The 20,108-nt window shown below is 64.3% G+C and carries 18 protein-coding genes; 14 read left to right on the forward strand and 4 right to left on the reverse strand.

The features are described 5' to 3' along the window. The first annotated feature begins 99 nt into the window (after positions 1-99). From FZF13_RS23000 to lpxB, 13 genes are all read left to right on the forward strand, one after another. Positions 100-642, forward strand: a complete 543-nt coding sequence (locus FZF13_RS23000) for a nuclear transport factor 2 family protein (RefSeq protein ID WP_024924102.1) — start codon at positions 100-102, stop codon at positions 640-642. 51 nt (positions 643-693) lie between these two features. Further along, the gene (locus tag FZF13_RS23005; protein ID WP_024924101.1) at positions 694-1,800 is read left to right on the forward strand and encodes an aldo/keto reductase; all 1,107 of its coding nucleotides are present in this window, start codon (positions 694-696) and stop codon (positions 1,798-1,800) included. Between the two features lie 139 nt (positions 1,801-1,939). Next, on the forward strand, positions 1,940-2,662 hold the full coding sequence (gene pyrH, locus FZF13_RS23010) for a UMP kinase (protein ID WP_024924100.1): 723 nt from the start codon (positions 1,940-1,942) through the stop codon (positions 2,660-2,662). Positions 2,663-2,717: 55 nt separating this feature from the next. Beyond that, a complete protein-coding gene (gene frr / locus FZF13_RS23015; RefSeq protein WP_024924099.1) occupies positions 2,718-3,272 on the forward strand; it encodes a ribosome recycling factor in 555 nt (184 codons plus the stop codon). 29 nt (positions 3,273-3,301) lie between these two features. Then, positions 3,302-4,021, forward strand: a complete 720-nt coding sequence (locus FZF13_RS23020; RefSeq protein WP_024924098.1) for an isoprenyl transferase — start codon at positions 3,302-3,304, stop codon at positions 4,019-4,021. An 8-nt stretch (positions 4,022-4,029) separates the two neighbouring features. Beyond that, positions 4,030-4,845: a phosphatidate cytidylyltransferase gene (locus FZF13_RS23025; protein ID WP_024924097.1), complete on the forward strand. Its 816-nt coding sequence runs from the start codon at positions 4,030-4,032 to the stop codon at positions 4,843-4,845. 98 nt (positions 4,846-4,943) lie between these two features. Further along, positions 4,944-6,086 (forward strand): RIP metalloprotease RseP, encoded by a 1,143-nt coding sequence (rseP, locus tag FZF13_RS23030; protein ID WP_024924096.1) that lies wholly within the window; start codon positions 4,944-4,946, stop codon positions 6,084-6,086. A gap of 218 nt (positions 6,087-6,304) precedes the next feature. Beyond that, positions 6,305-8,701, forward strand: coding sequence for an outer membrane protein assembly factor BamA (gene bamA, locus FZF13_RS23035; protein ID WP_024924095.1), 2,397 nt, complete (start codon positions 6,305-6,307; stop codon positions 8,699-8,701). A gap of 75 nt (positions 8,702-8,776) precedes the next feature. Beyond that, positions 8,777-9,829 carry a UDP-3-O-(3-hydroxymyristoyl)glucosamine N-acyltransferase gene (lpxD, locus tag FZF13_RS23040; protein WP_024924094.1) on the forward strand — a complete coding sequence of 351 codons (1,053 nt, stop codon included), beginning with the start codon at positions 8,777-8,779 and terminating at the stop codon, positions 9,827-9,829. Next, the gene (gene fabZ, locus FZF13_RS23045; RefSeq protein ID WP_024924093.1) at positions 9,822-10,292 is read left to right on the forward strand and encodes a 3-hydroxyacyl-ACP dehydratase FabZ; all 471 of its coding nucleotides are present in this window, start codon (positions 9,822-9,824) and stop codon (positions 10,290-10,292) included. The genes lpxD and fabZ overlap by 8 nt, the downstream gene beginning before the upstream one ends. Positions 10,293-10,305: 13 nt before the next feature. Beyond that, positions 10,306-11,139, forward strand: coding sequence for an acyl-ACP--UDP-N-acetylglucosamine O-acyltransferase (gene lpxA / locus FZF13_RS23050; RefSeq protein WP_024924092.1), 834 nt, complete (start codon positions 10,306-10,308; stop codon positions 11,137-11,139). Continuing rightward, entirely contained in the window at positions 11,114-12,025 is a 912-nt protein-coding gene (locus FZF13_RS23055) for an LpxI family protein (protein WP_024924091.1), read from the forward strand. Before lpxA ends, FZF13_RS23055 begins: the two co-directional genes overlap by 26 nt. After that, positions 12,015-13,187, forward strand: coding sequence for a lipid-A-disaccharide synthase (gene lpxB / locus FZF13_RS23060; RefSeq protein WP_024924090.1), 1,173 nt, complete (start codon positions 12,015-12,017; stop codon positions 13,185-13,187). The genes FZF13_RS23055 and lpxB overlap by 11 nt, the downstream gene beginning before the upstream one ends. A gap of 41 nt (positions 13,188-13,228) precedes the next feature. On the opposite strand, the gene FZF13_RS23065 is transcribed toward lpxB, so the two are convergent. From FZF13_RS23065 to gltX, 4 genes are all read right to left on the reverse strand, one after another. Continuing rightward, positions 13,229-13,681: a YqfO family protein gene (locus FZF13_RS23065; RefSeq protein ID WP_036255259.1), complete on the reverse strand. Its 453-nt coding sequence runs from the start codon at positions 13,679-13,681 to the stop codon at positions 13,229-13,231. A 140-nt stretch (positions 13,682-13,821) separates the two neighbouring features. Next, positions 13,822-14,214 (reverse strand): DoxX family protein, encoded by a 393-nt coding sequence (locus tag FZF13_RS23070; RefSeq protein ID WP_024924088.1) that lies wholly within the window; start codon positions 14,212-14,214, stop codon positions 13,822-13,824. Between the two features lie 281 nt (positions 14,215-14,495). Beyond that, positions 14,496-15,785 (reverse strand): citrate synthase, encoded by a 1,290-nt coding sequence (gltA, locus tag FZF13_RS23075; RefSeq protein WP_024924087.1) that lies wholly within the window; start codon positions 15,783-15,785, stop codon positions 14,496-14,498. Positions 15,786-15,962: 177 nt separating this feature from the next. Beyond that, positions 15,963-17,384, reverse strand: a complete 1,422-nt coding sequence (gene gltX, locus FZF13_RS23080; protein WP_024924086.1) for a glutamate--tRNA ligase — start codon at positions 17,382-17,384, stop codon at positions 15,963-15,965. 93 nt (positions 17,385-17,477) lie between these two features. On the opposite strand from gltX, the gene FZF13_RS23085 reads away from it, so the two are divergent. Next, positions 17,478-20,099 (forward strand): ComEC/Rec2 family competence protein, encoded by a 2,622-nt coding sequence (locus tag FZF13_RS23085; protein WP_024924085.1) that lies wholly within the window; start codon positions 17,478-17,480, stop codon positions 20,097-20,099. Positions 20,100-20,108: the final 9 nt, after the last annotated feature.

Raw genomic sequence — 20,108 nt, forward strand, 5'->3', positions numbered from 1 at the left:
AAGCACTGACCAACAACCTTCAACCGACCAGCGCCCACGATACCGACGGGCCGCTACAGGTCGCTCAACATCCATTCCATGCAGATGAGAGGAAAGACCATGAAAACCCTGACGCGCCTTGCGCTCTACGCCGCTGTCGCTACTGCTCCCGAAGCCGGCGGCATTGCCGCCTCGGCCAATCCTTCGAGCCCGGATCTGCGGGTGCTTGCTGAGGAGCGGGCACTGATCCGCATCGCCGACCATATCGACCGCGCCGTCGACGCGCAGGACTGGAAGCGTGCACGCGGCTATTTCGCCGACCGGGTGCGGGTCGATTTCTCCTCGCTCAGCGGCCAGCCCGAAAGCACCATCCCCGCCGATGACCTGATCGCCGGCTGGGCCGGCAATCTGAAGGGCAGCAAGACCAGCCTGCACCTGCGCACCAACCACGAAGTCACCGTTGAAGGCGACCGCGCCACCGTGCAATCCAACGGCTACGCCTGGAACCGCATGGAAGGCAATGGCGATCCCTTGTGGGAAGTGTGGGGCACCTACACGCATCAGATGGTGCGCAGCGGCGACGGCTGGAAGGTCGATGCCTTCGCTTTCCACAAGACCCATGAACGCGGCAGCGACTGGGTGAAAACCACGCCCGGCCGCTGACCCGACCGCACGCCCGGACCTGCAACCAACCGAATTTCGAGAGAGACCATCATGACCACGACCTATTACACGCTGGGCAACAGCGGCCTGCGCGTCAGCCGGCTGGCGCTCGGCACCATGACCTTCGGCACTGAATGGGGCTGGGGCACGGAGAAGGCGACCGCGCGGGCCCTGTTCGACGCCTATGTCGAGGCCGGCGGCAATTTCTTCGACACGGCGGACGCCTATACCGGCGGCACCTCCGAAACCTGGCTCGGCGAATTCATTGCCGAGCGAGGGCTGCGCGATCGCGCCGTCATCTCCACCAAGTTCACCATGAACCTGGAAGGCCCCGAGCCCAACAGCGGCGGCAACGGCCGCAAGAACATCATGCGGGCGCTCGACGGTTCGCTGAAGCGGCTCGGCACCGACTATGTCGACCTCTACATCCTGCATTGCTGGGACCGGCTGACGCCGCCGGAGGAGGTGATGCGCACGCTGGACGATCTGGTGCGGGCCGGCAAGGTTCGCCATGTCGGCCTGTCCGACGTGCCGGCCTGGTATGCCAGCCGCGCCCAGGCGGTGGCGGAATTCCGCGGCTACGAGCCGGTTTCGGCGCTGCAGCTCGAATATTCCCTGGCCGAGCGCAACATCGAGCACGAATTCGTGCCGTTCGGCACCCGCCATGGCGCCGGCATCATGGTGTGGAGTCCGCTGGCCAGCGGACTGCTCAGCGGAAAATACCGCAGCGGCGATGCGGGCAAGGCAAGCGGTCGGCTCGAAACGGTGCGCGGTACGGCCAATCCTGGGTTCCAGAAGTTCAACGACCGCAACTGGGCGATCGTCGCCGAACTCGAACAGGTTTCGGCAACGCTCGGCAAAAGCATGGCGCAAGTGGCGCTCAACTGGGTGGCGACCCAGCCGGGCGTCGCCTCGACCATCATCGGTGCGACCAGGCTGGAACAATTGAAGGACAATCTCGGCGCGCTGGACTTCGAAATCCCGGCCGAATTGCGCCTGCGGCTGGATGCCGCGAGCCGTCCCGCCACGCCGTTTCCGTACTCCTTCTTCGGTCCCGAGATTCAGGGCGGCATCACCGGGGGCGCGGCGGTCGGCGACAAACCTGCCGGTTATTATCCGGATCTGTTGATGCGGGGAACGTTTGCCGGCGTCAGTTGAGGAGAACGGGCATTAAGGGCAGGGCGCCGCGTGACATGGCGGCGCCCTTCGTGTATCCGGTCTCCACATTGCAAAACAGACGCGGGAAAGAGCCGGGTTTCACCTGAGACCATCCCGCTCCGCGATCCTAGGGGACCCGATGACAGCCAAACCGCTCTACCGACGTGTCCTGTTGAAAGCGTCGGGCGAGGCGCTGATGGGCGAACAGCATTTCGGCATCGACGTCTCGGTCGTCGACCGCATCGCCTCCGATATCGCCGAGGCGCGCACACTCGGCGTCGAGGTCGGCGTCGTCATCGGCGGCGGCAACATCTTCCGCGGCGTTGCCGTGGCTTCCAAGGGCGGCGACCGGGTCACCGGCGACCACATGGGCATGCTCGCCACCGTCATCAACTCGCTGGCGCTGCGCACCTCGCTCATCAAGATCGGCGTCGATGCCGTCGTGCTGTCGGCCATCGCCATGCCGGAGCTGTGCGAGAGCTTCTCGCAGCGCCAGGCCACTGCCTACATGAACCAGGGCAAGGTGGTGATCTTTGCCGGCGGCACCGGCAATCCCTTCTTCACCACCGATTCGGCTGCGGCATTGCGCGCGGCCGAAATCGGCGCGGATGCGCTGTTCAAGGGCACCCAGGTGGACGGCGTCTATTCGGCGGACCCCAAGAAGGACCCCACCGCGACCCGTTTCGACCGCATTACCCATGCCGAAGTCATCAATCGTGGCCTTTCCATCATGGATACGGCCGCAATTGCGCTTGCGCGCGAAAACAACATTCCGATAATCGTCTACTCGATCCACGAAAAGGGCGGTTTCGGCGAGATACTGAAGGGTGGCGGCCACTGCACGGTGGTAGCCGACAAGTGAGAACAGGGCCTCGCCCTGATGCAAGTGGTTCGGACAGCGGGCCGGGGAGACGACTATGAGTGGCGATTATAACGATCTGACGCGGCGCATGGATGGGGCGATTGCCGCCTTCAAGCACGATCTTGCTTCGCTGCGCACCGGGCGCGCGTCCTCCAACCTGCTCGACGCCGTCAATGTGCAGGCCTACGGTTCGGCGATGCCCATCAACCAGGTGGCGACCGTCTCGGTGCCGGAGCCGCGCATGATCTCGGTCTCGGTGTGGGACAAGTCGATGGTCGGCGCGGTCGATCGCGCCATTCGCGAAGCCAATCTCGGTTTCAATCCGATCGTCGACGGCACCAATCTGCGCATTCCGTTGCCGGAGCTGAACGAACAGCGCCGCAAGGAACTGGTCAAGATTTCGCATGGTTATGCCGAGAACGCCCGCGTCGCCGTCCGGCACGTGCGCCGCGACGGCATGGACTATCTGAAGAAGGCGGAAAAGGACGGCGATATCGGCGAGGACGATCACCGCAAGGAATCGGACCGCGTCCAGAAGCTGACCGACGAGACGATCAACATGATCGATCGCATGCTCACGGAAAAAGAAACCGAGATCATGCAGGTTTAGGCGAGGCTGGCCGGCCCGAAAGCAGAACCATGGCAACCCCCGCGCATGTCGCGATCATCATGGATGGCAATGGCCGCTGGGCCAAGGCGCGCGGACTGCCGCGGCTCGCCGGCCATCGGGCGGGCGTGGAGGCCGTGCGCAGGACCGTGAAGGCGGCGCCCGACCTCGGCATTTCCTATCTCACGCTCTACGCCTTCTCCTCGGAGAACTGGTCGCGGCCTAAGTCCGAGGTCTCAGACCTGATGGGGCTGTTGAAACTGTTCATCCGCCGCGATCTCGCCGAACTTCATCAGAACGGTGTCCGGGTCAGGATCGTCGGCGATCGGACCAGCCTGCAGCCCGACATTCGTGGCCTGCTCGTAGAGGCCGAGACGCTGACTGCTAACAATTCGGCGCTGACGCTGGTGATTGCCTTCAACTATGGCAGCCGCGATGAAATCGTGCGTGCGACGCGCAAGTTGGTGGCCGCGGCAGCGCGCGGCGAGATTACGCCTGCCGACGTCGATGCCGAGATTTTCGCCGCCAACCTCGATACAGCGGGCATTCCCGATCCCGAGCTCATCATCCGCACCAGCGGCGAACTCAGGCTTTCCAACTTCCTGCTGTGGCAGGCCGCCTACAGCGAACTGGTGTTCCTGCCGTGCTACTGGCCGGATTTCAGCCGCGAGCATCTGGCGGATGCGATTCGCGATTTCGGCGGGCGCGAGCGCCGATTCGGTGGTGTTGCCCCGCAAGACGTCGCCTCATGACGGGTCAGCTGAGCAACCTCCAGACCCGGGTCGTTTCAGCTGTCGTGCTTGGTATCGCCGCATTGGCGCTGACTTGGCTCGGCGGTTTGCCGTTCCGGCTGCTGGCGGCGCTGATCGCGGGCGCGATCTTTTATGAATGGACGCATATGACGCGCGCCAAGGCCGGGCCGGGGCTCGGCTTTGTACCGGAAGCGTCGATGCTGGTCTTTCTGGGTGTTCTGGTTGCCGGCCTGCCGGCTATGCCGACCCTTGTCGTGCTGGTTGCCGCGGTCGCCATCGCGGCCATTGTCGGTGCCATGCGCGGGGCAGGGCAGTGGGACGCGGTCGGTGTCGCCTATGCCGGCCTGTCCGGCTTTTCGCTAGCCTTCCTGCGTGATTCCGACTGGTCGGGCCTCGCCGCGGTGCTGTTCCTGTTCGCGGTGGTCTGGGCGACCGATATTTTCGCCTATTTTGTCGGTCGTGCCGTCGGCGGGCCGAAGCTGGCGCCGGCGATTTCCCCAGGCAAGACGCAGAGCGGCGCGCTGGGTGGTGCGGTGTTCGGCCTTGCGGCAGGACTGCTGCTCGCGCTCGTGCTCGGACTGTCCAATCTGGCAACGCTGGCGCTGGTGGCGTTGTTCCTTTCAATCGTGGCCCAGGCTGGCGACCTGTTCGAATCCTGGGTGAAGCGACGGCACGATTGCAAGGATTCCAGCGCCATCATCCCGGGACATGGCGGTGTCATGGACCGTGTCGACGGGCTGGTGGCTGCGGCTGCGGCGCTTTACCTGATTGGCTGGATGGCCGGCTCGGCCGATCATCCGGCACACGGCTTGTTTCCGGTCTGAAATTATCGTTGAGCTTCGGGTGGCGTCCGCCACGGATTCGCCCCGATTGAGGTCACATTTGCGGCGCGGATATACGCCGGGAATTTTGAGGACGTGATTTGAACGATTTTCTTCCCGGATTGTTCGGCATCGGTGGCGTCGTGCTCGGCACGCTCATCCCGTTCCTGTTCGTGCTGACCGTCGTCGTCTTCGTGCACGAGATGGGCCACTATCTGGTTGGCCGCCTCTGCGGCATCGGCGTGCGCGCCTTTTCCGTCGGTTTCGGTCCGGAACTCGTCGGCTTCACCGACCGCCACGGCACGCGCTGGAAACTCTGCGCCATACCGCTCGGCGGCTATGTCAAATTCGTCGGCGACATGAACGCGACCTCCAGCCAGCCCGGCTCCGAGGAGATCGAGAAGCTAACCGACGACGAGCGCAAGGTCGCCTTCCACACGCAGCCGATCTGGAAGCGCGCCGCGACCGTGTTTGCCGGGCCGCTGTTCAATTTCCTGCTGACGATCGTCGTTTTCGCCGTGCTGTTCCTGAGCTTCGGCCGCTACGTGCTGGAGCCGACGGTCGCCGAGGTTCGGCCGAACAGCCCGGCCGCCGTGGCCGGCATTCTGCCGGGCGACCGCTTCGTCAGCGTCGATGGCGAGAAGGTCGAGACCTTCTCCGACGTGCAGCGGCTGGTTTCCGGCCGGGCGGGCGATGCCATGACCTTCGTGATGCTGCGCGACGGCAAGAACGTTACCGTGGTGGCGACGCCACAGCTTTCCGAGGAAAAGGACGCGCTCGGCAACAAGGTGAAGATGGCGGTGATCGGCGTCGGCAACAATGCCGAGGTCGGCCAGCCGCGGCTGATCACCTATTCGCCCGGAGGCGCCGTGGTCGCGGCCGTCGAGGCAACCGGCCAGATTGTCGAGCGCACCGGCCTCTTCATGAAGCGTTTCGTGGTCGGCCGCGAGGACAAATGCCAGCTTGGCGGGCCGGTCAAGATCGCCGGCATGGCCGGGCAGGCGGCCAAACTCGGCTTCGAATGGCTCGTGCAACTTGTCGCGTTGCTATCGGTCGGTATAGGGATACTCAATCTCTTGCCGATTCCGCCCCTCGACGGCGGCCATCTTCTCTTCTATGGGATCGAGGCCGTCATCCGGAGGCCGGTGTCGGAGCGGATGATGGAAGCGGTCTATCGAACGGGGATGATTCTGGTTTTGGGGTTTATGGGGTTCGTTTTCTGGAACGATCTCTTTGGGTGCTGAAATCATGAAAGAATTTGGCTCGCGGAGCGGCTTGTTGAGGCGCCGTTTACCATGAGCGGGGATATGAGTGACGCGAAAGCCACGCTGGGTTGGTAAGTAAATACAAATTAACCAGAAGCCTTGCGTGTAGGGAAAATCCGGTTAATACGGTACGGGAAAATGACCGCGACGTCCGGTTTTCTCGCCGTGGGGACTTCGAGAAAAGGTTTTAAAGCCCGATGAAGGCAGCATCCAAGTTTCTGAGCGCCGCGTCCGCGGCGGCTATGTCAGCCGCCCTGGTTGTGCCGGGTTCGCTCGCTGTTCAGTTTGCGTCCGTGTCTGCTGCCCATGCGGCTGTGGTTAGCCGGGTCGATGTGAGTGGCAACACCCGTGTCGATGCCGAGACGATTCGCAATTATGTGAAGATCAAGCCGGGCAAGGCGTTCTCGAATGCCGATATCGACGAAGCCGTGAAGGCGCTGTTCGGCACCGGGCTGTTCTCCGACGTGCGCATCAACCAGGTCGGTTCGGCGCTGGTCATCAAGGTTTCCGAATACCAGGTCGTCAACCAGGTCATTTTCCAGGGCAACAAGAAGATCAAGGACGCCCAGCTCGCCAACACCGTGCAGCTGAAGCCGCGTTCGTCCTATTCGCAGGCCGCCGTCGACGCCGACATCGAGACGATCAAGGAAGCCTATCGCCGCATCGGCCGCGATGACGCCGCCGTCACCAGCCAGATCATGGATCTGGGCGAAAACCGCGTGAACGTCGTCTACAACGTCAACGAAGGCGAGCGCACCAAGATCGTCGCCGTCAATTTCGTGGGCAACAAGGCTTTCTCGAGCCGTCGCCTGTCCGACGTGATCGGCACCAAGAAGTCGAGCTGGCTGTCGTTCATCCTGCGTGACGACGTGTTCGATCAGGACAAGCTGAAGGCCGACGAGGAGCTGCTGCGCCGCTTCTACTACAATCGCGGCTATGCCGACTTCCAGGTCGTCTCGGCCTCGGGCGAGCTCGACAGCTCCAACAACCAGTACACCGTCACCGTCACGGTCGATGAGGGCGAGCGCTACGATTTCGGCGAAATCAACGTCGACAGCTCCATCCCGGAAGTCGATGCCAAGGCGCTGCAGGCGGTGGTTCAGACCTATAAGGGCGACACCTACAACGCCAAGAAGGTCGAGGATTCGATCATCGCGCTGACCGAGCGGGTCGCTGGCCAGGGTTATGCGTTCGCGCAGGTTACGCCGCGTGGCGACCGTAATTTCGAGAACAAGACGATTTCGGTCACCTACACGATCGATCAGGGCGCCAAGGCCTATATCGAGCGCATCGAAATCCGCGGCAACAGCCGCACGCGCGACTACGTGATTCGTCGCGAGTTTGACCTCAGCGAAGGCGATGCCTTCAACCAGGTTCTCGTGCAGCGCGCGAAGAAGCGCCTGGAAGCGCTTGATTATTTTGAAAAGGTCGAGATTTCGACGCAGCCAGGCTCCGAGCCGGACCAGGTTGTTCTGGTGGTTGACGTGGTCGAGAAGTCGACCGGCGACTTCTCGGTCGGCGCCGGCTATTCGACCGGCGGCGAAACGCCCGGTCCGTCGGTCACCGGCTCGATCACCGAGCGTAACTTCCTCGGTCGTGGCCAGTTCATCAAGCTGTCGGCCGGCGGTGGCCGCAGGTCGCGTGACTTCAGCGTCTCCTTCACCGAGCCGTATTTCCTCGGCCGTCGCATCGCAGCCGGTTTCGACATCTATCGGTCGACCCGCAAATACGACGCCTATGATTCGGAAACGATCGGCGGAACCATCCGTTTCGGTCTGCCGATCACGCAGAACATCACGACGCAGCTCGCCTACAACATCTCCCAGGAGAAGTATAAGTACGACAACGGCTGCTTCGACTCGACCGGCGTCTTCAACCCGCTGCTCTGTAACGTGTCGACCGCCATTCAGAACGCCATCACCGACCCGCTTACCGGCCAGCCGCGCGGCGCCTGGATCAAGTCGTCGGTCAGCGCCGGTCTGGTGTACAACACCATCGACGATATGAAGAACCCGCACTACGGCATCTATGCCAACGGCACCGTCGAGGTGGCGGGCCTGGGTGGCGATGCCAAGTTCGTCAAGCTCTCGGCGCGCAGCTCGATCTACCAGACGCTGTCGGAAGAGCTGGACATCGTTGGCGTGGTTTCCGGCGGCGCTGGCCACATCATCGGTTACGGCAGCAACGATCTGCGCGTCTTCGACATGTTCCAGAACAACGACCGCATGATCCGCGGCTTCGAGTTCAACGGTATCGGCCCGGCTTCCACGCCGACTGCCAACGGCAGCCGCGACCATCTCGGTGGCACGACCTACTTCAATGCGTCGGCCGAAGCGCAATTCCCGCTGCCGGTCGTTCCGGAAAGCCTCGGCCTGCGTGGCGCGGTGTTCGCCGATGCGGCAACGCTGTATGGCAATGACGTTTTTGGTGTCGACTCGTCGACGACCGGCATGAAGCTGCGGGCGTCGGCCGGTATCGGCCTGATGTGGGCTTCGCCGTTCGGACCGCTGCGCATCGACTACGCGATACCGCTGAAGAAGGAAAAGACGGACAACGTCCAGGAATTCAACTTCGGCATATCGACCCGCTTCTGATTTGAGAACCGCGACGACTTCCGGGCCCGATGGCCCGGGAGGTCGGGGTTCCATCTAGCTGGAAACCGCTCAGGAATGACCGAACCGGTGTTTTTTGTGCCTTCGCGCCGGTTCACGGTGGCCGAGGTCGCGGACTTGACCGGCTCGGCCATTGCCAATCTGGCCTATGCCGAGACCGTCATCGAGACGATCGCCTCCGCTTCGGACGGCAACGATAAGGCCCTGGTGTTCATCGACGGCAAGCGTAATGCCGGCCTGATGCCGAGCCTCAAGGCCGCGGCCGTGCTGTGCCCGTCGGATGTCGCCGACCAGGCACCGGCCGGCGTCGCCGTGCTCGTCAATCCACGTCCCCAGCAGGCTTTCGCCACGGTCGGCAGGCTGCTTTATCCGGCCGCCTCGACGCCGGTGGCGCTGACCTCCGAAACAGGCATTTCGCGTAACGCCTTCGTCGACGATACCGCACATATCGAGCCCGGCGCCATTGTCGAGGCGGGCGCCATCATCGGCGCCGGCGCGTCGATCGGCGCGGGCACCGTGATTGCTCCCACCGCCGTTATCGGCCGCAACTGCCAGATCGGCCGCGACGGCTATGTCGGGCCCGGCGCCAGCGTGCAATACGCGCTGGTCGGCAACCGCGTCGTCATTCATGGCGGCGCCAGGATCGGCCAGGACGGTTTCGGCTTCGCCGGCGGTGCCAAGGGGCCGGAACGCATGCCGCAGATCGGCCGCGTCGTCATACAGGACGATGTCGAGATCGGCTCCAACACCACCGTCGATCGCGGCGCGATGACCGATACGGTGATCGGCGAGGGCACCAAGATCGACAATCTGGTCCAGATCGCCCACAACGTGCGCATTGGCAGGGGATGCATCATCGCCGGCCATTGCGGTCTCTCCGGTTCCGTGACACTAGGCGACTACGTCATGCTGGGCGGCCGCGTCGGCATTGCCGATCACATCACGGTCGGCGACAGGGTGCAGGTGGCGGCGTCGTCGGGCTTGATGTATGACATTCCCGCGGGTGAACGTTGGGCCGGCATGCCAGCGCAGCCGATGCGTGATTTCTTCCGAGAGCTCTCGGCGATCCGCGCATTTACGAAGCATTCGAAGGGGGACAAGAATGGCTGATATGGCCGGCGCGACGCTTGAAGCCGTCGACCTCATCGGGTTGATGAAGATCTTGCCCCATCGCTATCCGTTCCTGATGATCGACCGCATCGTCGACATCGATGGCGACAATTCCGCCATCGGCGTCAAGAATGTCACCATCAACGAACCGCATTTCATGGGTCATTTCCCCGAGCATCCGGTGATGCCGGGCGTGTTGATCCTGGAGGCGATGGCGCAGACCGCCGGTGCTGTCTGCATTCGTGCCGCCGGCGCGGAAAAGCCGTCGCTGGTTTATCTGTTGACCATCGACGGTGCCAAATTCCGCAAGCCGGTGGTGCCGGGCGATCAGTTGTTCATCCATGTCCGCAAACTCAAGAAGCGTGGCAATCTTTTGAAATTCGCCTGCGAAGGCAAGGTCGAGGGCGCCGTCGTCGCCGAGGCCGAGGTGCAGGCAATGATGGTCGTTAACGAACGGCCGTAAGTTCCAGGAACGCATGACAATTCAGACGAACATTCATCCTTCGGCGGTTGTCGAGGCCGGCGCCCAGATTGGTACTGGCGCTCGCATCGGTCCCTTCTGCCACATCGGTGCCGACGCGGTCGTCGGCGACAATGTCGAACTGGTCGGCCATGTCTCGGTACAGGGCGCCACGACCATCGGCGCCGGCACCAAGGTGTGGCCGATGACGGTGCTTGGCGCGCCGCCGCAGAACACCAAGCACAAGGGCGGCCGCACCACGCTGGTGATCGGCGCCAACTGCACGATCCGCGAAAGCGTGACGATGCATCTGGGCACCGACGACAGCCGCGGCGAGACCACCGTCGGCGACAACGGCTTTTTCCTCGCCTATTCCCATATCGGCCATGACAGCATCGTCGGCAAGAACGCCACTTTCGCCAATGGCGCCACGCTCGGCGGCCACTGCGAAATCGGCGACAATGTCTATATTGGCGGCCTCTCCGCCGTGCACCAGTTCGTGCGCGTCGGCGACAACGCCTTCCTCGCCGGCTGCTCGGCCTTTGTCGGCGACGTCATTCCTTATGCGATCGCTGTCGGCAACCGGGCGAAGCTGCGCGGCCTCAACATCATCGGCCTGAAGCGCTCCGGCGTGCCGCGCTCGGAAATCCATCTGCTGCGCCGCGCCTACAACACGATCTTCGACCCGTCGCGCACCGTTGCCGAGAATGTCGAATTGGCCAAGGCCGAATTCTCCGCCTCGCCAGCGGCGATGAAGATCATCGATTTCATCACCAGCCGCGGCAAGCGGCACTATACCGTGCCGCCGCTGAAGGGCGGGGCCGATGACGACGCCGAAAACGACGCCTGAGGGCGCCGGGCGCCTTCGTCTCGCTGCCGGTGCCAAGGTCGGCATCATCGCCGGCGGCGGCAGGCTGCCGCTCGATGTAGCTGACGGCCTTGTTGCCCAGGGTCTCGCGCCATTCGTGCTGATGGTCGAGGGCGAAGCGTCGCCCACCGGCGGGCTCGGTCGCTTCGAACATGAGGTTCTTGCGATCGAATCGCTCGGTTCGCTGGTCGGCATCCTGCGTCGCCATGGCGTCACCCATGTCGTCCTGGCGGGCGAGATCAGGCGCCGGCCGCGACTGAGCGCCATGCGCTTCAATTTCGGCCTGCTTGCCGTTGTTCCGCTTGTGATTTCGGCACTGGCGCGTGGCGATGACGGTTTGCTCAAGGTGGTCGTTCGCGGCCTCGAGGCACGCGGTTTCACCGTGCTCGGCGCCCACCAGATCGTGCCCGACCTGACAACCAGCGAAGGCAGCCTCACACGGACCGTTCCCGGCAAGGCTGACTGGCGCGACATCGAGGCGGCTCGCGAGGCGGCGGTCGCCATCGGCGCGCTCGATATCGGCCAGGGCGCGGTGGCGATCGGCGGTCGTGCCATCGCGCTCGAAGGCATAGAGGGCACCGATGGCCTGCTGGAGCGGGTGAAAGCCTTGCGCGGCCATGGCCGGCTTGCCGGCAAGACCGGCGGCGTGCTGGTCAAATGCGCCAAGCCGGAACAGGAGCTTCGTGTCGACCTGCCGTCCATCGGCCTGCAGACGGTGGAAGGCGCTCATGCGGCTGGCCTGGCTGGCATCGCCGTCGAGGCGGGCCGCTCGCTGATCCTCGACAGCGCCGCCGTCATCGCCAGGGCCGATGCGCTTGGCCTGTTCGTCTATGGCCTGCCGCCCCGGGGAGGCGCCGATGGCGGCTGATCGACCGCTCAAGATCGCGATCGTGGCCGGCGAAGAGTCCGGCGATCTGCTCGGCGCCGATCTCATCGAGGCGCTGCGGCGCAAGAGCGGGCGCGACATCACACTCGTCGGTCTCGGCGGGCGCCACCTTCAGGCGCAAGGCCTCGTCCCGCCCTTCGATGCCAGCGAAATCGCGCTGATGGGTGTCAGCGCGGTGCTGGCCGGCCTGCCGCGCCTGATGCGCCGCATCAGCCAGACAGCAGCGCTGGTCGGTGCCGAAAAGCCGGATTGCCTGATCACCATCGACAGTCCGGATTTTTCGCTGCGTGTCGCCAGGAAGGTGCGCGCGGCGCATCCGTCGATCCCGATCGTGCATTATGTCTGCCCGTCGGTCTGGGCCTGGCGGCCGGGCAGGGCGCTGGCGATGCGGCCCTATGTCGACCACATCCTCTGCATCCTGCCGTTCGAGGTGAAGGAGCTGGAGCGTCTCAAGGGGCCTGCGGGCACTTATGTCGGCCATCGGTTGAGCCACGACGCCAATGTGCTCAAGGCAGCCGCCATGCAGGCCGCGCCGCGCGATCTCTCCGACGATCGGGTGAAGACGTTGCTTCTTCTGCCGGGATCGCGCCGGGGCGAGGTGCGCAGGCTGCTGGAGCCGTTCGGCGAGACCGTCTCAGTGCTCGCCGCGCGGGGGCACCAGATGCGGCTCCTGCTGCCCACCGTGCCGCATGTGGCCGATTTCGTGCGCTCCACGGTATCCAGCTGGTCGCAGAAGCCTGAAATCCTGCTGGAGCCCGAGCGCAAATGGCAGGCCTTCGGCGAGGCCGATGCCGCGCTGATCGCGTCGGGAACCGTGTCGCTGGAACTGGCGCTGGCGGGCGTTCCGATGGTCTCTACCTACAAGCTCGACGCCGTCGCCAAGCTGGTGCAGAAACTCATCACCACCTGGTCGGCGCTGTTGCCCAACCTGATCGCCGACAAGGCGCTGGTGACCGAATTCTACGACATCTATGTGAGGCCACAGAACCTTGCCCGACAGATCGAGGCGCTGTGGTCGGAAGGCGGGCTGCGTGCCTGGCAAAAGGCCGGTTTCGACGAGGTGCGCCGCCGCATGGCCACGGACCGTCCGGCCGGCGAGATCGCGGCCGACGTCGTTCTTGCTGAAATCGCCAAGCGCTCCTGACGGCGCTCCTAAAGTCTAGAGCCGGCGGCGACGCCGGCCAATCAGCCGACCTGCTCTCGTTTCTTCCAGTCGCCGGTCGTGTTCCACCAGCGGTTCGGATTGGCGCTGTCGTCGAGGCCGCGCGAACGGCTGCTCAGGATTGGGCGGATGCGGATGACCGGTTCCTGATAGCTGTGCGCCTGGAAGATGGCTTCGACGATCCGTTCGATCTGGTCGGTGTTGACGGCATCGTTCTCGATCTCGAAAGAAACCTCGACGACGCCCGGCCGCTCGCGCAGCCCGGTCTCGGCGCCGGCGGCCGCGCCTTGCAGTGGCCGATAGCGTTCGATGCCCGCATCGGACTGATAGGAATTGCTGTCGTAATTGCCCATGGTCAGCGGCGCGACAGCGGTGACGGCCCGCATGATGCGGTCGACATCTTCGGCCGGAGCCTGGAAGGTGACCAGCAGCATCGACCGCATTATGGTCGAATTGGTCTGGAACGGTTTCAGCATGGCCGGCCTCGCGTTTTGTTCACTGACGCTCGACATGCTCTAGCCGAGCGCTGCTGACACCCTTGCGTCAGGAGTACGGGCCGGAAACAAAACAACCGGCCTTTTGGGCCGGTTGCTCGAGGTTCTTATGCTTGTGGCTGTTACTTGGCCTTGCCGAGCACCGCGTCGACGCTCCACGGGCCGGGGCCGGCGGCCGCGATGTAGAGGAAGGCGAAACAGAACAGCATCGCCGCTTCGCCGCCATTCAGCACCGGGAAGAAGCCCTGCGGCGCATGCGCCATGAAATAGGCGAACGCCATCAGGCCGGACAGGATGAAGGCCACCGGGCGCGAGAACAGGCCGATCGCCAAGAGCACGCCGCCGACGATTTCCAGCATGCCGGCTGCCGTCGTCAGGCTGTTCAGCGGGTAGGGGAACGGTGCGGGCCAGCCAAGCAGCTTCATCGCGCCATGCGAGAAGAAGGTCGCTGCGGTGAGAATACGCAGGATGCTGAGCAACTGCGGAGCCCAAGGCTGCAAGAAAGTAAACTTCATTATTTCCCTCAATGTCTCTCTGGAATGATTCTAGTCTAAATCGCTGTACCACAGTACTGCCGGACCGCCTCTATAGGGGATTTTCGGTCGAGACCACCGCCTGCCGGTCACATGCCGGCCGCTTCAAATCAACTGTTGTTGAAAAACGCGTGATGATCTGCGCGCGATTCCAGCGATGCCGGAGCATCTCGGCTCAATGTTCGGCGGCTGGCGGAGCAAAGCAAACCGCCCCGGACGCGGCTGCATCAGGGGCGGCTGGATACTGCCAGATCTGGAAGGCTTCAGCGCTTGGCGATCGGCACGTAGTCGCGTTCCGGGGCGCCGGTGTAGAGCTGGCGCGGGCGGCCGATCTTCTGGTGCGGGTCCTCGATCATCTCCTTCCACTGGGCGATCCAGCCGACGGTGCGGGCGACCGCGAACAGCACGGTGAACATGGCGGTGGGGAAGCCCAGCGCCTTCAGCGTGATGCCGGAATAGAAGTCGATGTTCGGGTAAAGCTTCTTCTCGATGAAATACGCGTCGGTAAGCGCGATCTTCTCGAGCTCCATGGCGACGTCGAGCATCGGATCGTCCTTGATGCCGAGTTCGCCCAGCACTTCATGCGTGGTCTTCTGCATGATCTTGGCGCGCGGGTCGTAGTTCTTGTAGACGCGGTGGCCAAAGCCCATCAGGCGGAACGGATCGTTCTTGTCCTTGGCGCGGGCGATGAATTCCGGGATACGATCGACGGTGCCGATCTCCGAAAGCATGTTGAGCGCCGCCTCGTTGGCACCGCCATGCGCCGGGCCCCACAGGCAGGCGATGCCGGCGGCGATGCAGGCGAAGGGATTGGCGCCCGACGAGCCGGCCAGCCGCACCGTCGAGGTCGAGGCGTTCTGCTCGTGGTCGGCATGCAGGATGAAGATGCGCTCCATGGCGCGCGCCAGCACAGGGTTGACCTTGTATTCCTCGCACGGCACCGCGAAGCACATATGCAGGAAGTTGGCGGCGAAGTTCAGCTCGTTCTTCGGGTAAACGAAGGGCTGGCCGATATGGTATTTGTAGGCCATCGCCGCAATCGTCGGCATCTTGGCTATCAGGCGGATCGAGGCGACCATGCGCTGGTGCGGGTCGGAAATGTCGATGGAGTCGTGATAGAAGGCCGACAGCGCGCCGACCACGCCGCACATCACCGCCATCGGGTGCGCGTCGCGGCGGAAGCCGGTGAAGAAGCGGCTCATCTGCTCGTGCACCATGGTGTGGCGCGTGACGCGATAGTCGAAATCGTCCTTCTGCGCCTTGGTCGGCAGTTCGCCGTAGAGCAGCAGGTAGCAGACCTCGAGGAAATCGCCGTGTTCGGCCAACTGGTCGATCGGGTAGCCGCGGTGCAAAAGCACGCCGGCGTCGCCGTCGATGAAGGTGATCTGCGATTCGCAGCTGGCGGTGGAGGTGAAGCCAGGATCGTAGGTGAAGGCGCCGGTGGTGGTATAAAGCGCGCCGATATCGATGACGTCCGGGCCGACGGAGCCGCTTCGGACCTTGAACTCGTGCGTCTTGCCGCCGAGTTCCAGTTTCGCCGTCTGTCCGGTCATCGCTAACTCCTTCTTGTTCCTATGCCTTCAGGCAAAATCAATCCGCCACGCAAAACGCTGTAAGCCTCTGAAATGCGCGAGATTGCAGCCGCCGAGGGAAATAGGGCTGTTTGATCCAGCGGCAATGTTGCACCGCAAAACGCGCCTTTCAATGCCAAAGTTCTTGGGCCAGATCTCCTAATCGATTTGATCGGCAATGCGAGCGAGACTTTCGTCACGACCGAGCACCGCCAACACGTCGAAAACACCGGGCGAGGTGCTGCGCCCGGTGAGCGCGGCGCGCAAGGGTTGGGCCACCTTGCCGAGCTTGAGGTTCGTTGCTTCCGCGCAGGCGCGCACGGCTGCCTCCGTGGTGGCGGCGCTCCATTCGTCCAGCGCCTGGAAGTGCGACAGCACCGCCTTCAGCACGGCCTTGGCGTCGGCGTCGAGCAGGCCGGCGGCCTTCTCGTCCAGCTGCAGCGGGCGGCTGGCGGCGATGAAATAGAGGCTGTCGGCGAGTTCGACCAGAGTCTTGGCGCGCTCCTTGAGGCCCGGCATCGCCTGCAGCACCTGCGCCTTCTTCGCATCGTCCAGCTGGGCGGCCAGCGCCTCGCCATTCGGCAGATAAGGCAGCGTGTCGAAGAGTGCCTCGGTCAGCGCGGCGTCGTCCATGCCGCGCATATGCACGCCGTTCAGCGCCTCCAGCTTGGCGAAATCGAAACGGGCTGGGCTCTTGTTGATGTCGTCGATGTCGAACCAGCCGATCATCTGGTCGAGCGTCATCACTTCGTCGTCGCCATGGCTCCAGCTGAGCCGCGCCAGATAATTGCGAACCGCGGCCGGCAGATAGCCCATGGTGCGGTATGCATCGATGCCCTGCGCGCCATGCCGCTTGGAAAGCTTGGCGCCATCGGCGCCGAGAATCATCGGCACATGCGCCCACACCGGCACGTCCCAGCCCATCGCATCGTAAATGGTGGTCTGGCGCGCGGCGTTGGTCAGGTGGTCGTCGCCACGGATGATGTGGGTGACGCCCATGTCGTGGTCGTCGACGACCACCGCATGCATGTAGGTCGGCACCCCGTCCGAGCGCAGGATGATGAAATCGTCGAGGTCCTTGTTGGGGAAGCGGATTTCGCCCTGCACGCGGTCGCGCACCAGCGTCTCGCCTTCCAGCGGTGCCTTGATGCGGACCGCGCCGCGCACGCCCTCGGGCGCCTCGGACGGATCGCGGTCGCGCCAGTGGCCGTTATAGCGGGGCGGCAGCCCGTTCGCCCGCGCATGCTCGCGCATGGCTTCGAGTTCGGCCGGCGTCTCATAGGCGTAATAGGCCTTGCCCATGCGCACCAGCTCCTCGGCAACCTCGCGGTGCCGCGCGGCGCGCTCGAATTGCGAGATCGCATCGCCATCCCAGCTCAGCCCCAGCCAGGCCATGCCGTCGAGGATCGCGGCGGTGGCTGCGTCGGTCGAACGCTCGCGGTCGGTGTCCTCGATGCGCAGCAGCATCCTGCCGTTGGTGTGCTTGGCATACAGCCAGTTGAACAGCGCCGTGCGGGCGCCGCCGATATGCAGGTAACCGGTGGGGGATGGGGCGAAGCGGGTGATAACCTGATCGGACATGGAACTCTCAAGGAAGGGGCGCCAAAGGCGCGGACTTTCGTTGTTTGGGCGTTCATGTAGCATAGGAGGTCGGGGGCGCAAGGGGCAGACCCGATGGCTGGACGGGGCCGGAGCGGGCAGGGCGGGGCGGATGCCGATCGCGGCATCAGCGAGCAGCTTCTCTTTGCTTCGACCCAGCCGCTTTTCCCGCCTGCGGCCCGGCTGCCCGATGGCGCAAACGAGGCCGGCGGGCCGGTGGCGGAGAGCCGCGTCATCCCCGTATTGCCGCCGGAGATCGCCAGACTTCAGCCACCTCCGGTCTTGCCTGATCGCATCGCCGTCTGGACACGGCGCATGCGGCTGTTGTTGCGCCAGGACTGGCGCGGCGCACTCGGTTCGGTTGTCAGCCTGGAGCTCGACCGGGGTGCTGCATTTCTGTTCGCGCCGGTGTTCCTGGCGGCAGGTGCCGCCGTCTATTTTTCGCTGACCGAAGAACCGGCCTTCCTTCAGCCGGTTGCTTCCTGCCTTGCGCTGGCGGCCATTGCCTTGCTTGCCGGGGCGAAGGCTCATCTCGCGGCAATGGCCGTGCTGTTCTTCGTGCTCGGTATCCTGGCCGGCAAGGTCGAGACCTGGCGTATGCCGGGCGACACGCTGGGCGCCGAGGTCTCGACCGGCATAACCGGGCGCGTCGTGGCGGTCGAGCCGATGGCGAGCGGCCGCACAAGGCTGACGCTGGACGTTCTTAGCACCCAGCGGCCAAAGCTGCGCTACCAGCCTGAGCGGGTGCGCCTGTCGGCGCTGGCGGTGCCCGATGGCGTCAAGGCCGGCTCGGAGGTCAACGGTTATGCGCGGCTGATGCCGCCAGCCGGCCCAGTGCGGCCAAACGGCTACGATTTTTCCTTCGAAAGCTTCTTCGACGGCATCGGCGCCACCGGCTTCTTCATGGGCAAGCCGAAACTGGTGACGCCCGCGAACGATGCGATGCCCGTCATGGCGCGCCTGTCGGTGGCGGTCGAAACCGCGCGGGAGACAATCGCTGCCCGCATTCGCGCCACCATCGGCGGCGCGGAAGGCGAAATCGCCGCCGCGCTGATCGTCGGCGTGCGCGCCGGCATTCCAGAACCCGTCAACGAGGCGATGCGGCGCACCGGTATCTATCACATCATTTCCATTTCCGGCCTGCACATGGCGCTGGTGGCCGGAACCGTCATGGCGCTGCTGCGCGGGACCTTCGCGCTGTTTCCGGATTTTTCGGCGCGGCATCCGGTGAAGAAATATGCGGCCCTTGCCGCGCTGGTCTCGATCGCTGCCTATCTCGCCATCTCCGGCATGGTGGTGGCCGCCGAACGCAGCTTCATCATGCTGGCGGTGATGCTGGTCGCCGTTCTCTTGGATCGTGCCGCGCTGTCGATGCGCAATCTGGCGATATCGGCGGTCGTCGTCATCCTGATCGCGCCGCACGAGGTGGTCGGGCCCTCCTTCCAGATGTCGTTTGCCGCCACCGCCGCGCTGATCGGTGCCTATGCTGCCTGGTCCGAACGCCGGGGCATCGCGCCGACCGGCCCGCCGCCGGCGCGGTCGCTGGCGGGATTTCTCGTACACAAGTCGCTGGTGGGGCTGATCGGTCTCGCCGTGACGTCCATCGTCGCCGGTCTTGCGACGGCCTTGTTCGCGGCCTGGCACTTCCAGCGCATTTCGCCGCTCAGCCTGCTCGCCAACCTTGCCGTGATGCCGATCGTCTCGCTTGTCGTCATGCCGGCCGCCGTTTTCAGCGCGCTCGCCATGCCGTTCGGGGCCGACGGACCGTTCCTCTACGCCATGGGCAAGGGGTTGTCGGCGATGATGGCGATCGCCGAATGGATCTCAGCACGCTCGCCGGTCGATGCCGTCGGGCTCGTCTCGACGCAATCGGTTTTGCTGGTCACGGCCGCACTGGCGATCGGCGCCATGGCCACGACATGGCTGCGGCTGCTCGCCGTGCCGCTGGCCTTCGCCGGCATCGTGGCGATGGACGATGTCGAGACGCCCGACGTGCTGGTGGCCGAGGATGCGCGCCTCGTCGCCATGCCCATCGGCGGCGGCGAACTGGCGGTCAGCCGGCCGCGCCCCAATGCGTTCACGCTCGACAATTGGCGCCGCGCGCTCGATGCCGAGACTGTCGTCCTTCCCGAGACGGCGGCATCGGCCGGCGTCGCCTTGGCGGACGCGCAGGACCTGCCGCCCGGCACGCCGTTTCTGTGTGCGCAGGATCTCTGCTTTGCCCGCCATCCCGATGGCCCGGTCGTGGCGACGGCGCCCAATGCGCGCGCCGCGAAGCCCGCCTGTGCGGTCGCCGCCGTGATCGTCATCGACGACGCCACGGCGCGCGATCTTTGCGAGGACGCCGCCGTCGTCGTCATCACCCGACAGGATCTGGCCCGCGCCGGCAGCGCGGCGGTCTATTTCGACCCGCAAAATGCCGCTGCTGCCGCAACGGCGCGCTTCGCCCTCGAAGACAGCTCCCGGCCCTGGCACGCGCAGCGCCGGTTTTCACGCGAGGCGAGGGGCCTGCCGCCCCGGCAGCAGGAGCGCGTGAAGTCCAATGCCAAGGCAGGCAAATTCGATGCCTCGGCAAACAGATTCGATGCCGACACAAACAGGCGCGATGCGCGTGCGAACAAACGCGATGCCACGCCGAACGGTCCTGATGTCACGACAGAACAACGAGATCACGCGCCTCAAACGCCAGAAAATTAGCCGGCTATC

The sequence above is a fragment of the Mesorhizobium terrae genome (assembly GCF_008727715.1).
GTDB classification, from domain to species: domain Bacteria; phylum Pseudomonadota; class Alphaproteobacteria; order Rhizobiales; family Rhizobiaceae; genus Mesorhizobium; species Mesorhizobium terrae.

Excerpts from the sequence above, each read along its gene's own strand:
- FZF13_RS23005 (WP_024924101.1), top strand. The coding sequence starts at position 694 with ATGACCACGACCTATTACACGCTGGGCAACAGCGGCCTGCGCGTCAGC.
- FZF13_RS23065 (WP_036255259.1), bottom strand. The coding sequence starts at position 13,681 with ATGCTGAAACCGTTCCAGACCAATTCGACCATAATGCGGTCGATGCTG.
- lpxB (WP_024924090.1), top strand. The coding sequence starts at position 12,015 with ATGGCGGCTGATCGACCGCTCAAGATCGCGATCGTGGCCGGCGAAGAG.
- fabZ (WP_024924093.1), top strand. The coding sequence starts at position 9,822 with ATGGCTGATATGGCCGGCGCGACGCTTGAAGCCGTCGACCTCATCGGG.
- FZF13_RS23020 (WP_024924098.1), top strand. The coding sequence starts at position 3,302 with ATGGCAACCCCCGCGCATGTCGCGATCATCATGGATGGCAATGGCCGC.
- FZF13_RS23070 (WP_024924088.1), bottom strand. The coding sequence starts at position 14,214 with ATGAAGTTTACTTTCTTGCAGCCTTGGGCTCCGCAGTTGCTCAGCATC.
- gltX (WP_024924086.1), bottom strand. The coding sequence starts at position 17,384 with ATGTCCGATCAGGTTATCACCCGCTTCGCCCCATCCCCCACCGGTTAC.
- FZF13_RS23085 (WP_024924085.1), top strand. The coding sequence starts at position 17,478 with ATGGCTGGACGGGGCCGGAGCGGGCAGGGCGGGGCGGATGCCGATCGC.
- FZF13_RS23000 (WP_024924102.1), top strand. The coding sequence starts at position 100 with ATGAAAACCCTGACGCGCCTTGCGCTCTACGCCGCTGTCGCTACTGCT.
- pyrH (WP_024924100.1), top strand. The coding sequence starts at position 1,940 with ATGACAGCCAAACCGCTCTACCGACGTGTCCTGTTGAAAGCGTCGGGC.
- gltA (WP_024924087.1), bottom strand. The coding sequence starts at position 15,785 with ATGACCGGACAGACGGCGAAACTGGAACTCGGCGGCAAGACGCACGAG.
- frr (WP_024924099.1), top strand. The coding sequence starts at position 2,718 with ATGAGTGGCGATTATAACGATCTGACGCGGCGCATGGATGGGGCGATT.
- FZF13_RS23055 (WP_024924091.1), top strand. The coding sequence starts at position 11,114 with ATGACGACGCCGAAAACGACGCCTGAGGGCGCCGGGCGCCTTCGTCTC.
- lpxA (WP_024924092.1), top strand. The coding sequence starts at position 10,306 with ATGACAATTCAGACGAACATTCATCCTTCGGCGGTTGTCGAGGCCGGC.
- lpxD (WP_024924094.1), top strand. The coding sequence starts at position 8,777 with ATGACCGAACCGGTGTTTTTTGTGCCTTCGCGCCGGTTCACGGTGGCC.
- bamA (WP_024924095.1), top strand. The coding sequence starts at position 6,305 with ATGAAGGCAGCATCCAAGTTTCTGAGCGCCGCGTCCGCGGCGGCTATG.